This is a genomic window from Aeromicrobium sp., from assembly GCF_036676885.1.
Classification (GTDB): domain Bacteria; phylum Actinomycetota; class Actinomycetes; order Propionibacteriales; family Nocardioidaceae; genus Aeromicrobium.
Genome location: NZ_JAKFCB010000245.1, coordinates 1 through 12,745, shown reverse-complemented (window position 1 = coordinate 12,745; position 12,745 = coordinate 1). Strand labels below are relative to the sequence as shown.

Sequence of the window (12,745 nt, the reverse complement as noted above, 5' to 3'; positions counted from 1 at the left end):
CTTGGCGACGAGCTGGAACAGGACGTGGTTGTCGCCCTCGAACGTCGTGAAGACGTCGGTGTCGCCCTTGAGCGTCGTGAGCCGGTTCTCGGCGAGGTAGCCGGCGCCGCCGCACGCCTCGCGCGCCTCCTGGATCGCCCTGGTCGCGTGCCACGTCTGCGCGGCCTTGAGGCCCGCGGCGCGGGTCTCGAGCTCACGCAATGCGTACGGATCGGGGTCGTCCTCGGTCTGCAGCTTGTCCATGCGGGCGACGAGCTGGTTCTGCGCGAACCGATAGGCATACGACTTGGCGATCAGCGGCAGCAGGCGGCGCTGGTGCATGCGGTAGTCCATCAGCAGGATCTCGTCGCCGGGCTCGGGGCCGAACTGGCGACGCTTGAGGGCGTACCGGCCGGCGATGCTGAGCGCGACCTCGGTCGCGGCACTGGCCGAGCCGCCGACGCTGACCCGCCCGCGGATCAGGGTGCCGAGCATCGTGAAGAACCGGGCGTTGATGCTGTCGATCGGTGAGGAGTAGGTGCCGCCCTGGTCGACCTGGCCGTACTTGTTGAGCAGGTTCTCGCGGGGGATGCGTACGTGGTCGAACACGATGCGGCCGTTGTCGACCGCGCCGAGGCCGCCCTTGTGCTTGTCGTCCGACGTCGTGATGCCCGGCAGGTCGTTGCCCTCCGCGTCACGCAGCGGGACGACGAAGCAGTGCACTCCGTGGTTCTCGCCCTTCGTGATGAGCTGTGCGAAGACCGCGGCGACCTGCGCGTGCGCGGCGGCTCCGCCGATGTAGTCCTTGCGCGACGACGGCGTGGGCGAGTTGATCACGAACTCCTCGGTCGCCAGGTCGTACGTCGCCGTGGTCTCGAGGCTCTGCACGTCGCTGCCGTGGCCCGTCTCGGTCATCGCGAAGCAGCCGATGATGTCGAGGTTGATGAGGCCGGGGATGTACTTCTGGTGGTGCTTCTCCGTGCCGAGGTTCTCGATCGCTCCACCGAAGAGCCCCCATTGCACGCCGGCCTTGACCATGAGCGAGAGGTCGAACTGGGCGAGCATCTCGATGCCCGTCACCGCCATGCCGGGATCGCCGGTGCCGCCGCTCTCGACCCGGAATCCGGCCGCCGGGATGCCGGTCGGGACCAGCTTGTGCATCTGCTCGAGGACGCGGGCGCGAGCCTCGTCGAGCGTGAGGTTGTGGTCGTACGCGAGGTCGAGCTCGGCGAGCTCCTTGCGCGACTGTTCCCGGACGTGGCGCCACTTGCCGTCGAGGGCGATCCGGACGTCGTCGCTGAGGGCCATGGTCCACAAGGTACTCGCGTCGGGCGCGGTCGGCACGGGTCACGCGCGGTCCTAGGCTGGTGCCATGTCCGGGCCCGTCACCGTCTCCATCACGCGACAGGTGGATCCTTCGCAGGAGGACCAGATGCTCGCGTGGCTGCGCGCCGGGTTCGAGCTGGCTGAGCGATTCGACGGCTATCTCGGCTCAGGCTGGGTGCGACCCTCACCCGGTTCCAGCGAATGGCACATGCTCTACCGGTTCGCGTCGCAGGAGTCGCTCCAGGCCTGGGAGCTGTCCCCGCAGCGACGTTGGTGGCTCGACTCGGCCCAGGGCTTCGTCGCCGAGTCTGCCCGCGAGCACCGGACCGGCATCGAGGGCTGGTTCGACGAGCCGTCGAGCGTCGACGTCCAGGACCTGCGTACGTCCGCGCCGCCCCCGCCGAGGTGGAAGCAGATGTGCGCGATCTTCATCGTGTTCTACCCGCTGAGCCTGGCGGCCAACTTCATCGCGAAGGACTTCGCGGCCGACTGGTGGCTGCCGGTGCGAGTGCTGGCGATCGTCGGGGTCATGACGCCGCTCATGACCTATCTCGCCCTTCCGTGGATCACCCGGCTCCTGCACGGGTGGCTCAACCCGGCGCGTACGCCATGAGCGGCTCGCTGCTGGTCGCCGGTACGACGTCGGACGCCGGCAAGAGCATCGTCACGACCGGCCTGTGCCGCGCGTTTGCCCGGCGCGGGCTCAAGGTCGCGCCCTACAAGGCGCAGAACATGTCCAACAACTCGATGGTCTGCGGGGACGGTGCAGAGATCGGCCGGGCCCAGTGGGTTCAGGCGCTCGCCGCCGGCGCGGTCCCTGAAGCCGCGATGAATCCCGTGCTGCTCAAGCCGGGCGGTGACCGCAAGAGCCACGTCGTCGTCATGGGGCGACCTTCCGGCGAGATCTCGTCGGCGGAGTTCATCGGCGGGCGTACGCACCTGGCCGCCGCGGCCCATGGGGCGTACGACGACCTGGCGGCGCGATTCGACATCGTGGTGAGCGAGGGCGCCGGCAGTCCGGCGGAGATCAACCTGCGGGCCGGCGACTACGTCAACATGGGCCTCGCCCGGCACGCGGACATCCCCACCGTCGTGGTCGGTGACATCGATCGCGGTGGGGTGTTCGCCGCGATGTACGGCACCGTGGCGCTGCTCGACCCGGAGGACCAGCGGCTCATCGCCGGGTTCGTGGTCAACAAGTTCCGTGGCGACGAGACGCTGCTGCGGCCGGGGCTCGACCGGCTCGAGGCGCTGACCGGGCGGCGGGTGTTCGGCGTGCTGCCGTGGAGCCCTGATGTGTGGCTCGACTCCGAGGACGCCCTCGACCTCGAGGGCCGGCGCTCCGCGGATCGCGAAGCGGCGCTGCGGGTCGCGGTGGTCCGGATGCCGCGCATCAGCAACTTCACCGACGTCGATGCGCTCGGCCTCGAGCCGGGCGTCGACGTCGTGTTCGCCGGCAAGCCGCAGGACCTGACCGGCGCCGACGTGATCGTGCTGCCCGGCACGCGCGCCACGATCTCCGACCTCGCCTGGCTGCGCTCGCGCGGCCTCGACCGCGCCGTCCGGCAGCATGCTGCGGCCGGCCAGCCGGTGCTCGGCATCTGCGGCGGCTTCCAGATGCTCGGGCGTACTGTCAGCGATCCCGACGGCGTCGAGGGCGAGGCGGGAGCATCGGTCGACGGGCTCGGCCTGCTCGACGTCACCACGACGTTCCGCGCCGACAAGGTGCTGCGGCTGCCGACCGGCTCGGCGCTCGGCACCGACGTCGCGGGATACGAGATCCACCACGGCCGCATCACGCAGGGCCAGGACGAGCCGTTCCTCGGCGGTGCCCGGTCGGCGAACGTGTTCGGCACGATGTGGCACGGCAGCCTCGAGTCCGACGACTTCCGCAAGGCGTTCCTCGCCGAGGCCGCGACCCTGAGCGGTCAGACGTACGAGCCCTCGGAGGTCAGCTTCGCCGCGAGCCGTGAGCAGCGCCTCGACCTCCTGGGCGATCTGGTCGAGCGGCACCTCGACATCGACGCGCTGCTGACGATCGCCACCGGCGGCGCGCCCGCCGTGCCGCTCCTGCCACCCGGAGGTAGGCCATGACGGTCCTGGTGCTCGGGGGTACGTCCGAGGCCCGCGAGCTCGCGGTGCTGCTGCAGGACGCCGGTGTACGTTTCGTGTCCTCGCTCGCCGGCCGGGTCGCCCGCCCGCGCCTGCCGGTCGGCGCGGTGCAGATCGGCGGGTTCGGCGGGGTGCCGGGCCTGCGGTCGTACCTGATGGAGATGCGGATCTCCGCCGTCGTCGACGCCACTCATCCGTTCGCGGAGGGGATGAGCGCCAACGCCCTGGCCGCGTGCCACGCCGACGGGGTGCCGCTGCTGAGGCTCGAGCGGCCGGGCTGGTCCGAGGCGCCGGGGTCGGACCACTGGCACTGGGTCGACGACCACGACGAGGCAGCGGGGTTGACCGCGACGCTCGGCGACCGGCCCTTCCTCACGGTCGGGCGGCAGTCGCTCCACCGGTTCGTCGACGCGCTGGCCGGCAAGGCTGCGCTGGTGCGGGTCGTCGATGAGCCCGACTTCACCCTGCCCGAGCCGTGGACGCTGTTGCTGAGCCGCGGGCCGTACGCGCTGGAGGACGAGCGCAAGGTCATGGCCGACGTCGACGTGCTCGTGACGAAGGACTCCGGCGGCTCCTACACGTGGTCCAAGATGCAGGTGGCCAATGAGCGCGGCCTCGAGGTCGTGGTCGTCCGGCGGTCGGGTGTGCCGGCCGAGGTCGAGCTGGTCAGCGATGCGGCCGCCGCCGCGGCCTGGGTCACAGCCCGCCAGTGATCCGGATCGTCGTCGCGGTGACGTAGCCGGCCTCGGGCCGGAACAACCAGGCAACGGCACCTGCGATGTCGTCCGGTTCGCCGGCACGCCCCAGGGGGACGCGCTCGGCCACCCGGTCCGGGCGGCCCGGGTCGCCGGCATCGGCGTGGATGTCGGTGCGAATCGTTCCCGGAGCGACGCCGACGACCCGGATGCCGAGCGCCGCGACCTCCTTGCCGAGCCCCAGGGTCAGGGCATCGACACCGGCCTTGGCGGCGGCGTAGTGGACGTACTCGCCCGGCGAGCCGAGCGTCGCCGCGCCCGAGGAGATGTTGACGATCGTGCCGCCACCGGTCATGGCCTGCACGGCCCGTCGGGCGCACAGCACCGCCGCCGTGAGGTTGAGGTCGATGACGGACCGGATGACCTCGGGATCGGTCGCGGCCAAGGGCCCGACGTGCAGCGTCGCGCCCGCGTTGTTGACCAGTCCGGTCACGGGGCCGACGCGCTCAGCGGCAGCGAACAGGGTCTCGAGCCCATCGGCCGTCGTGACGTCGGCGCGTACGACGTGGACTGCGTCGAGCTCGCCCGCGAGGGCTTCGGCGCTGTCGTCGTCGCGCACGTACGAGGCGATCACCTCGTGGCCGTCCGCGACGAGGGTGCGGGTGATGGCGGCACCGATGCCGCGGGTGCCACCCGTGACGATCGTCGTCATCGACGGCGCCTGAGTGCGACGCCGAGGCTGATCGCGAGGGCGCCGAGGCCGACCGCGTCCGCGAGGCGTACGGAACGGTCGATGTCGGTCGGGAGCGCGACGGGCCCGTCACCCAGGACCGGTCGGTGCTCGACGCGGTCGCCGTAGACATTCGTGCCGCCGAGCTGCACCCCGAGCGCGCCGGCGAACGCCGCCTCGACCGGTCCGGCGTTGGGGCTCGGGTGACGCGACGCGTCGCGGGTCCAGATGCTGAGCGCGGCCGTGCGGCTGCCGCCGACGACGGGCGCGAGCGCGGCCGCGAGCAGCGCCGACACCCGGGCGGGCACGAGGTTGAGCACGTCGTCGAGCCGCGCGGAGGCCCAGCCGAAGCTGCGATAGCGCGCGCTGCGGTGGCCCACCATCGCATCGAGCGTGTTGGCCGCCCGGTAGGCCGCGATGCCGCCCACCCCGCCCACCGCGCCGGCCAGAAGCGGCGCGACGACCGCATCAGAGGTGTTCTCGGCGACCGACTCGACGACGGCCCGCGAGATCCCCTGCTCGTCAAGCCCGGACGGGTCGCGGCCCACCAGGTGCGTCAGCTGCTCGCGGGCGGCCGGCAGGTTGTCGGCGTCGAGCCACCCGCGAACGTACGAGGCCTCCTGCGACAGCGAGCGGCCGCCGAGCGCGGCCCACGTCGTGGCGGCGGTGAGGAGCGTACGCATGAGGGGGTGGCGGGCGGTCATCCGCTCAGCCAGGAGCCCGGCGGCGCCGACCCCGGTGACCAGCGCCGAGGCGTAGGCGAGCCCCGTCGTGCGGTCGTCACGGTAGACCTGACGTTCGACGGCACGCGCCATCGTGCCGAACCCGGCGACGGGGTGGAAGCGGGCCGGGTCGCCGAAGAGGCGGTCCGCCGCATACCCCAGTGCGAGGCCTGCAGCACGTGCGCGCATTCGGGCTCCTCAGAGGGCGGTCGCGGTCGGTAAGGTGAGAAGTCGACAGTAGCGAGGTGCGATGAAGGTCCTGATCACGGGCGGTGTGCGCTCCGGCAAGTCGTTCCACGCGGAGTCATTGCTGCTGGCGGAACCCAAGGTCACGTACGTCGCGCCGGGGCCGCCGGCCGATCCGGTGTCGGACCCCGAGTGGGCGGCGCGGGTGGCGCGGCACCAGAGCCGGCGACCGGCGTACTGGACGACGGTCGAGACGTCTGACCTCGGCGAGGCGGTGCGCTCCGCCGACGGTGCGGTGCTGATCGACTGCCTCGGTACGTGGGTCACGTCGGTCATTGACGAGCTCGACGGCTGGGACGCCGTGCTCGAGGACTGGGAGCCGGTGCTGTTCGAGCGGCTCGACGACGCGCTGGCGGCGATCGCCGAGCACGAGGGGACCGTCGTGGCGGTGACGAACGAGGTCGGCATGAGCGTCGTGCCCGAGCGCCTCTCGGGGCGCGTCTTCCGCGACATCCTGGGCACGGTCAATCAGCGGGTCGCCGAGGAGTGCGAGGAAGTCATGATCGTCATCGCCGGCCGCGCCCTGAAGCTCTGAGGTTGGTGTCGGTTTACCAGGAGAACCTGGTAAACAGCCACTCCACCGGGCAAATTTGCCCGGAGAAGTGTTGGTTTACCAGGTTCTCCTGGTAAACCGCGGACCCTAGAGGTCCTTTGCGAAGCAGAGGGAGATGTCGCTGTCGGCGTAGTGGCCGAAGTTGGGGATGCGGTGGTAGCCGGCCGATTCGTACAGGCCGACGGCTTCAGGCTGGCGGTCGCCGGTCTCGAGCAGCAGCCGGGTCCAGCCCAATGATCGGGCGTGCTCCTCGAGACCGCCCAGGACGATCCGTGAGAGCCCGCGCCCGCGGTGCTGGATCGGCACGAACATCCGCTTGATCTCACCGCTCGTGGCGTCGATCGCCCGCAGGCCACCGCACGCGACGGCCTCGTCGCCGTCGCGGAGCAGGAAGAACGCCGTGATGTCGTCAGCCGTGGGCGCCGGACCGGGCTCGCTGTCGGGCGTGCCGTAGCGCTCCTCGATGTCGACGCGCTGAGCCTCACGGAGGGCCACGGCGTCGGGGTTCGACCATGCGCAGGGGACGAGCTTCACACGTCCAATTCTTCAGGAGGCGGCGACGAGCATCGCCGCCAGGGTGACCTCGATCGCTGCGCCGAACACGTCACCCGTCACCCCGCCGAACCGGGCGACGCAGCGGTACGTCAGGGCGACCCCGACGACCAGGCCGGCGGCGGCGACGACGAGCCCGCGCCACCACGGCCAGCCGGCCCAGTCCAGCACGCCGGCGCACAGCAGCGTGACCACGAGCCAGGTCAGCACGATCGACGTACGCCCGACCGTGCCGGCGTACGTCACCGCCAGCCCGTCGACGCGCGCAGCCGGGACCCCGCGGGCGCAGCACACCGACAGGATCGCCCGCGAGCAGCAGACCAGCAGGCCCGCGACGACGGGCCCCCGGGGCGAGGCGAGGATCGCCGACAGCGAGGCGGCCTGGATGCCCAGCACGACGACGAGCGCCGAAGCGCCGGCCGGTCCCGCGGTGCCACCCTTCATGACCGCGAGCGAGCGCTCCCGGTCGTACGACGCGGTGAGTCCGTCGGCAACGTCCGAGAGCCCGTCGAGGTGAAGGGCGCGGCTGCCGAGGGCGAGTGCGCCGACGGCGATGAGTGCGACGGCGAGCGGGGCGAGGTCAAGCTCGCGTCCGGCCCAGCCGATCAGCCCCACGAGCAGCCCGAGCGGCACGACCGCCAACGGCGCGAGCAGCATCGCCCGGCCCGCGACGTCCCGGTCGACGACCGCCGGGTGCCGCCACCGCAGCGCGGTCAGCGTGCCGACGGCCAGCCGCCAGGAGCTCGTCACATCAGGTCGGCGAGCAGCGCCACGTCGGAGAGCAGCAGGGCCGCCGAGCGTACGAGCGGCACCGCGGCCACGGCTCCGCTGCCCTCACCGAGCCGCATGCCGACGTCGAGGATCGGCTCGAGGCCGAGCTTGTCGAGGGCCAGTGACTGGGCCGGCTCGGTCGACCGGTGACCGGCGGCGAACCAGGCGGCCGCCCCCGGTGCCAGCCGGTCGGCCATGACCGCCGAGGCCACCGAGATGACGCCGTCGAGCAGCACGGGTACGCCCGCGCGGGCGGCGGCCGCCATGAAGCCGGCGGCAGCGGCGAGGTCGGCGCTGCCCAGCGCCGTGAGGGTGTCGACCGGATCGGCCGTACGCTCTCCGGCCCGGTCGAGTGCCTGCTGGACGACCGCCATCTTGTGCACGAGCGCGGGCTCGTCGATCCCGGTGCCGCGGCCGGTGACCTCGGTCGCGGGCAGGCCCAGAGATGCGGCGATCAGCGCGGCCGCCGGGGTCGTGTTGCCGATGCCCATGTCGCCGCTGATCAGCAGCTGTGCGCCGGCGGCGATCTCCTCGGCCGCGACAGCCTCGCCGGCGGCGATGGCCTGCAGGGTCTCGTCGGTCGTGAGCGCGTCCTCGAGGTGGATCGCGCCGCTGCCGCGCCGGACCTTGTACGCCGTGACCTCGGGAGCGACACCCTCGAGGTCGTCGTCGACACCGAGGTCGAGCACGCGTACGGACACGCCGTGCTGGGCGGCGAGCACCGAGACGCCGGCCTTGCCCATCAAGAAGGTGCGGACCATCGCCGGGGTGATCGCCTTGGGGAACGCGGAGACACCGTGGTCGGAGACCCCGTGGTCGCCGGCGAAGATCACCGCGCGCACGCGCTTGACCGGCGCCGGCGGGACCATGCTCTGCGTCGCGGCGACCCACACGGCGAGGTCACCGAGCCGGCCGAGGGCGCCGGGAGGTGTCGCGAGGCCGGCAAGTCGTTCGGCGGCCTCCGTACGGATGGCGGCAGAAGGCGGGTTGACCCGCAGCGCGCTCACAGGCTCGCCGCCAGGTCGCGGCGGGCCTGGGTCGCGGACTCCTGGGCGTACAGCCTGCCGATCAGGCCGGTCAGCGCGATGCCGATGACGCCCCAGAGGGTGGTCAATGTCATGAGGGAACCGCGGCGGAAGTACCAGAGCGTGTCGGCCGGGAAGTCACCGATCTCGTTGACCGTCGGCATGAGCGCGCCGGCGAGGATCACCACGACGAGATAGGCCGCTGCGCTGGCCACGACGGCGGTGTAGGTGCCGAGTCGTTCGAGCAGTGCCCGGAACAGCAGCACGGCGGCGATCATCGCGACGACAGAGATGGCGAGCATCACGAAGTACTGAGTCGTGCGCGCGCCGATCGTGTCGGCATCGCCGACGGCCGGCGGGGTGGCGGGGTACTTGATGAACGGGACGAGCGCCACGGAGACGAAGCCGAGGGCGGCGACGAGCGCCGTCGACTGGCTCGGCCGAAGGCGACCGATGCGGCCCAGGGCGAACGCGGCGGCGAGGGCGACGATGCCGCCGACGGCCACGCCGGTCGCGACGGTGGCGGTCAGGAGGCCCCACGTCGACTGGTTCTGGCGGGACACCTCGGTGCCGCCCTCCTCGTCGTGGGTGTGCTCGGCCGCACCGTCTTGATGCGAGTGCTCGGTGCCCTCGTCGTGGGAGTGGGCGGCTGATTCGCCGGCCGCCTCGACCGCGATCGCGGCGTCGACGGAAGGCTCGCCGGCGAAGTAGGCGACGGCAAAGGTCAGGATGCCGGCGATGAGGCCGGCGAGGAGTCCTCGTACGAGGAAGTTGCGGGGGGTCATGTCAATCCGTTCGGGTATGCCGAATAAGCCGGACCGCGAAGGCGGGTCCGGCTTGGTCGGGGCAGATCAGTGGCAGGGGAATCCGAGCAGGTGGCGTCCATCGTGGACCCACTCGTGGATGGCCGTGCCGGCCGGGATCGACACCGCGCCCTGGTCGGCGCTGATGAAGAACAGCACGAAGGCGCCGAGGAGACCGAAGAACAGCGCCCACGGGGCGAGCTCGCGGAGGGGGATCGACGGGATCTCGATCTCGGGTGTTGCGGTGGTGACCTGTGACATGAATTCTCCTGACGGGATGATTGCGTCCCACAAATGGATGAACGTCCGAGGCCTTGGGTCTGGCTCCACCCGCGATGTGGGTGTCACAGTAGCGCTACTGCGCCGGAGTTCCACCGGCTTCCTCGACCTCGGTGAAGTCATCCTAGGGCATGGCTACGGCGACCTGTCGAGTGTCGGGATCAACCTGGGTGATCGATCCGTTCGCCGGCAGGTGGGGCAGCTCGCCGGTGAGGATCTCGACCGCGTACCCGATCGTGTCGCCGTGGCTCACCGCGACCGTGGTGCCGGGCAGGTCACGGGCGAGCAGCTGCCGGATGCGGGCCTGGACGCTGGCCTTGTCCTCGTCGAGGCCCTTCTCCAGGAGCAGCGGTTCCTCGACGACGCCGACACCGAGTCGCTCGGCGATGATGTCGGCGGTCTGCTTGGCGCGGACGGCCGGTGAGCTGAGGATGCGTACGACGCCGCGGCCCTCGAGGAGTGCTGCCGTCTGTGCCGACTGCTCGCGACCGAGATCGGTCAACGGTGGGCTCAGCTCGTGGCCCTGCATGCGGTCGATGACATTCCACGTGGACTGCCCGTGGCGCACCCAGAGAATCATCGGAGTCCCTCGATGTCCGCGACCTCACCGATGACCGCGACGGCCGGGGCGCCGAGCCCTGCCGCCGCCTCGTCGAGCGTCGCGAGCGTCGCGCGTACGACGCGTTGGCTCGGCAGCGTGCCGTCGGCGATCACGGCGGCCGGCGTGTCGGGGTCGAGGCCGCCGTCGGCGAGCGCGGCGCAGATTGCGCTGAGTGTGCGTACGCCCATCAGCACCACGATCGTCGTGCCGGAGGCGGCGAGGGCGGGGTAGTCGAGCGTCGACTCGGGGTGTCCGGGTGGCACGTGACCCGAGATCACCGTGAAGCCCTGCGTCAGGCCGCGATGCGTGACGGGTATGCCCGCGAGTGCCGGCGCGGCGATCGCGGAGCTGACGCCGGGGATGACGCGGGCGTCGATGCCGGCGTGCAGGCAGGCCAGGAGCTCCTCGCTGCCGCGGCCGAACACGAAGTTGTCGCCGCCCTTGAACCGCACGACGTTCTTGCCGGACTTCGCGTGCTCGACCAGGAGCTGGTTGATCTCGTCCTGGCTCGTCGAGCGGCCGCCCGGGATCTTGGCGACGTCGATGATCTCGGTGTCGGGCCGGGCCCAGGCCAAAGCAGCCAGCGGGGCGAGCCGGTCGGTGACGATGACATCTGCGTGCTCGATCGCCTCGCGTCCGGCGACCGTCACGAGGCCGGGATCGCCGGGGCCGCCGCCGACGAGCGTCACGGTGCCGCTGTCGAGGATGCGGTCGGGGGCGGTGCGATCGGCGAGCCCGGTGAGGACGACGCCGGCCTTCTGGACGTCGGCCATGTCGGCCTCGCGCGGGTGCCAGGTGATGAGGCCGCGGTCGGCGAGGTCCTCGATCGATGCCGTGGCTGACGGGGCGACGACGGTGACGACGGCGCCGGCCTCGAGCAGCGTCGCGACCTGGCCGGCGGCGCGGGCGTCGCCGCCGATCACGAGGGCGGAGGTTCCGGGCGTCAGGTCCATGGCCCCTCGATCCTCAGGGTGGCGAGCAGCTTGCGGGTGGTGTCGGGCTTGCGCACCGCGATGCGTACCCAGGTGTCGTCGAGACCGGGGAACGTGTCGGCACGGCGTACGGCATATCCCGCGGCGCGGAGCCGCTCGTGGGCGCCGCGGCCGACCTTCGCGAGGACGTACGGCGCGGCGGCGGGCACGTGGTGGATGCCGAGCTCGGTCAGCCCGTCGGTGAGCACGCGCCGGTGCTGGCCGATCCGGGTCGTACGCTTCGCCGCCTCGGCGAGTGCATCGGGCGTCGCCGTCGCGACCATCGCGGCGATCGCGGCGGTCGACACCGACCACGGCGCCTGGTGAACCCTGAGCTCGGCGAGCAGCTGCGGCGATCCGAGGACGTACCCGGCGCGAATGCCGGGGATCGACCACAGCTTCGTCAGGCTGCGTATGACCAGGAGGCCGGGGTCGGGGATCGCGGCGAGCGAGTGACGCTCGTCGGGCACGGAGTCCATGAACGCCTCGTCGACCACGACGACCCGACCGGGCCGCATGAGTCGCCGCAACGACTGCTCGGGGTGCAGGACGCTCGTCGGGTTGGTGGGGTTGCCGATCATGACGAGGTCGGCGTCCTCCGGCACGAGCGCGGGGTCGAGGACGAAGCCGTTCGCGGGGTCGGTGAGGACGTGCTCGGGATGGTGGCCGGCGGCGGCCAGTGCGACGTCGGGCTCGGTGAACTGCGGGTGCACGATGACGGGGCGGCGCCACGGGCGGGCCCGGGCGATGAGCGTGAACGCCTCGGCGGCGCCGGCGGTCGGCAGCACCTCGTCGGTGCGGCGGCCGTGGCGCTGGGCGATGGCGTGCTGCGCCTCGCTGGAGTCGGGGTAGGCGCCGATGTCGTCGAGGCTCTCGCGGAGTGCCGCCTCGAGCCACGCGGGTCGTGCGTCGTCGTGGATGTTGACCGCGAAGTCGATGAGGCCAGGCGAGAGCTCGGCGTCGCCGTGATGACGCAACCCCTCGGTCCTTGAGCTTGTCGAAAGGACTCTGGGCGTTTCGACAAGCTCAACGGGCAGTGGCTGAGTCGCGACCGGAGGCACATACGCGTGCACCGCAGCCGCGAACCGCTGGGCCATCTTGGGGTGGCCGGCCCAGTGGGTGTGGAGGTACGAGGCGTGCAGCGTCGGTGACCCGAAGCCGTGGGGCTGGCCGTCGACGAGCCATGCGGCTTCCGCCGACGCGGGGGTGACGGTCGTCCGGTGGAACTCGTGGCCGGTGACCCGCGTCCCCGCGGCACCGGTCAGCTGGTCTGCCGGGACGATCGCGGTCCGGTACGACAGTGTGAGCCGCGGCGTCATGACGGCCTCGGCGTCGAGCGCACCGACCATCGGCATGCCGTCGACCGAACGACACAGGTAG

15 protein-coding genes are annotated in these 12,745 nt (G+C 71.6%); 4 read left to right on the top strand and 11 right to left on the bottom strand.

What is annotated here, in order from left to right:
- A partial coding sequence (locus V6M46_RS10985; RefSeq protein ID WP_332664808.1) for an acyl-CoA dehydrogenase family protein occupies positions 1-1,287 on the bottom strand: 1,287 nt, incomplete at its 3' end.
- A 64-nt stretch (positions 1,288-1,351) separates the two neighbouring features.
- Here V6M46_RS10985 and V6M46_RS10980 point away from each other — a divergent pair.
- From V6M46_RS10980 to V6M46_RS10970, 3 genes are read left to right on the top strand one after another with little or no spacing between them, the layout of a single operon-like run.
- A complete protein-coding gene (locus V6M46_RS10980) occupies positions 1,352-1,918 on the top strand; it encodes an antibiotic biosynthesis monooxygenase (RefSeq protein ID WP_332664806.1) in 567 nt (188 codons plus the stop codon).
- Positions 1,915-3,399, top strand: a complete 1,485-nt coding sequence (locus tag V6M46_RS10975) for a cobyric acid synthase (protein ID WP_332664810.1) — start codon at positions 1,915-1,917, stop codon at positions 3,397-3,399. Before V6M46_RS10980 ends, V6M46_RS10975 begins: the two co-directional genes overlap by 4 nt.
- A complete protein-coding gene (locus tag V6M46_RS10970) occupies positions 3,396-4,130 on the top strand; it encodes a cobalt-precorrin-6A reductase (RefSeq protein WP_332664805.1) in 735 nt (244 codons plus the stop codon). Before V6M46_RS10975 ends, V6M46_RS10970 begins: the two co-directional genes overlap by 4 nt.
- Here the strand turns inward: V6M46_RS10970 and V6M46_RS10965 are convergent.
- Complete coding sequence (locus V6M46_RS10965; RefSeq protein ID WP_332664803.1) at positions 4,114-4,824, bottom strand: SDR family NAD(P)-dependent oxidoreductase; 711 nt, start codon at positions 4,822-4,824, stop codon at positions 4,114-4,116. The two genes, V6M46_RS10970 and V6M46_RS10965, sit on opposite strands and share 17 nt — an antisense overlap.
- A complete protein-coding gene (locus V6M46_RS10960) occupies positions 4,821-5,753 on the bottom strand; it encodes a cobalamin biosynthesis protein (RefSeq protein ID WP_332664801.1) in 933 nt (310 codons plus the stop codon). The genes V6M46_RS10965 and V6M46_RS10960 overlap by 4 nt, the downstream gene beginning before the upstream one ends.
- Positions 5,754-5,814: 61 nt before the next feature.
- Between V6M46_RS10960 and V6M46_RS10955 the strand changes: the two genes are divergently transcribed.
- Positions 5,815-6,345: a bifunctional adenosylcobinamide kinase/adenosylcobinamide-phosphate guanylyltransferase gene (locus V6M46_RS10955; RefSeq protein ID WP_332664800.1), complete on the top strand. Its 531-nt coding sequence runs from the start codon at positions 5,815-5,817 to the stop codon at positions 6,343-6,345.
- Between the two features lie 105 nt (positions 6,346-6,450).
- Here the strand turns inward: V6M46_RS10955 and V6M46_RS10950 are convergent, their stop codons facing one another.
- The 8 genes from V6M46_RS10950 to cobC all read right to left on the bottom strand — a co-directional run.
- Positions 6,451-6,897, bottom strand: coding sequence for a GNAT family N-acetyltransferase (locus V6M46_RS10950; protein WP_332664799.1), 447 nt, complete (start codon positions 6,895-6,897; stop codon positions 6,451-6,453).
- A 12-nt stretch (positions 6,898-6,909) separates the two neighbouring features.
- Positions 6,910-7,665: an adenosylcobinamide-GDP ribazoletransferase gene (locus tag V6M46_RS10945; protein WP_332664796.1), complete on the bottom strand. Its 756-nt coding sequence runs from the start codon at positions 7,663-7,665 to the stop codon at positions 6,910-6,912.
- Positions 7,662-8,693 carry a nicotinate-nucleotide--dimethylbenzimidazole phosphoribosyltransferase gene (gene cobT, locus V6M46_RS10940; protein WP_332664794.1) on the bottom strand — a complete coding sequence of 344 codons (1,032 nt, stop codon included), beginning with the start codon at positions 8,691-8,693 and terminating at the stop codon, positions 7,662-7,664. The genes V6M46_RS10945 and cobT overlap by 4 nt, the downstream gene beginning before the upstream one ends.
- A complete protein-coding gene (locus tag V6M46_RS10935; RefSeq protein ID WP_332664792.1) occupies positions 8,690-9,496 on the bottom strand; it encodes a CbtA family protein in 807 nt (268 codons plus the stop codon). Before V6M46_RS10935 ends, cobT begins: the two co-directional genes overlap by 4 nt.
- Before the next feature lie 66 nt (positions 9,497-9,562).
- Entirely contained in the window at positions 9,563-9,775 is a 213-nt protein-coding gene (locus V6M46_RS10930; RefSeq protein ID WP_332664791.1) for a CbtB domain-containing protein, read from the bottom strand.
- A gap of 142 nt (positions 9,776-9,917) precedes the next feature.
- Positions 9,918-10,373, bottom strand: a complete 456-nt coding sequence (locus V6M46_RS10925; RefSeq protein WP_332664789.1) for a phosphoglycerate mutase family protein — start codon at positions 10,371-10,373, stop codon at positions 9,918-9,920.
- A complete protein-coding gene (gene cobA, locus V6M46_RS10920; RefSeq protein ID WP_332664788.1) occupies positions 10,370-11,347 on the bottom strand; it encodes a uroporphyrinogen-III C-methyltransferase in 978 nt (325 codons plus the stop codon). The genes V6M46_RS10925 and cobA overlap by 4 nt, the downstream gene beginning before the upstream one ends.
- Positions 11,338-12,745 (bottom strand): Rv2231c family pyridoxal phosphate-dependent protein CobC (gene cobC / locus V6M46_RS10915; RefSeq protein WP_332664785.1); only part of this gene is annotated, 1,408 nt, incomplete at its 5' end. The genes cobA and cobC, both read right to left, overlap by 10 nt.

What these genes read in the sequence shown, in the direction of transcription:
- V6M46_RS10960 (WP_332664801.1), bottom strand. Translation starts at nt 5,753, where the DNA reads ATGCGCGCACGTGCTGCAGGCCTCGCACTGGGGTATGCGGCGGACCGC.
- V6M46_RS10935 (WP_332664792.1), bottom strand. Translation starts at nt 9,496, where the DNA reads ATGACCCCCCGCAACTTCCTCGTACGAGGACTCCTCGCCGGCCTCATC.
- V6M46_RS10955 (WP_332664800.1), top strand. Translation starts at nt 5,815, where the DNA reads ATGAAGGTCCTGATCACGGGCGGTGTGCGCTCCGGCAAGTCGTTCCAC.
- cobA (WP_332664788.1), bottom strand. Translation starts at nt 11,347, where the DNA reads ATGGACCTGACGCCCGGAACCTCCGCCCTCGTGATCGGCGGCGACGCC.
- V6M46_RS10980 (WP_332664806.1), top strand. Translation starts at nt 1,352, where the DNA reads ATGTCCGGGCCCGTCACCGTCTCCATCACGCGACAGGTGGATCCTTCG.
- V6M46_RS10970 (WP_332664805.1), top strand. Translation starts at nt 3,396, where the DNA reads ATGACGGTCCTGGTGCTCGGGGGTACGTCCGAGGCCCGCGAGCTCGCG.
- V6M46_RS10965 (WP_332664803.1), bottom strand. Translation starts at nt 4,824, where the DNA reads ATGACGACGATCGTCACGGGTGGCACCCGCGGCATCGGTGCCGCCATC.
- V6M46_RS10975 (WP_332664810.1), top strand. Translation starts at nt 1,915, where the DNA reads ATGAGCGGCTCGCTGCTGGTCGCCGGTACGACGTCGGACGCCGGCAAG.
- V6M46_RS10930 (WP_332664791.1), bottom strand. Translation starts at nt 9,775, where the DNA reads ATGTCACAGGTCACCACCGCAACACCCGAGATCGAGATCCCGTCGATC.
- V6M46_RS10925 (WP_332664789.1), bottom strand. Translation starts at nt 10,373, where the DNA reads ATGATTCTCTGGGTGCGCCACGGGCAGTCCACGTGGAATGTCATCGAC.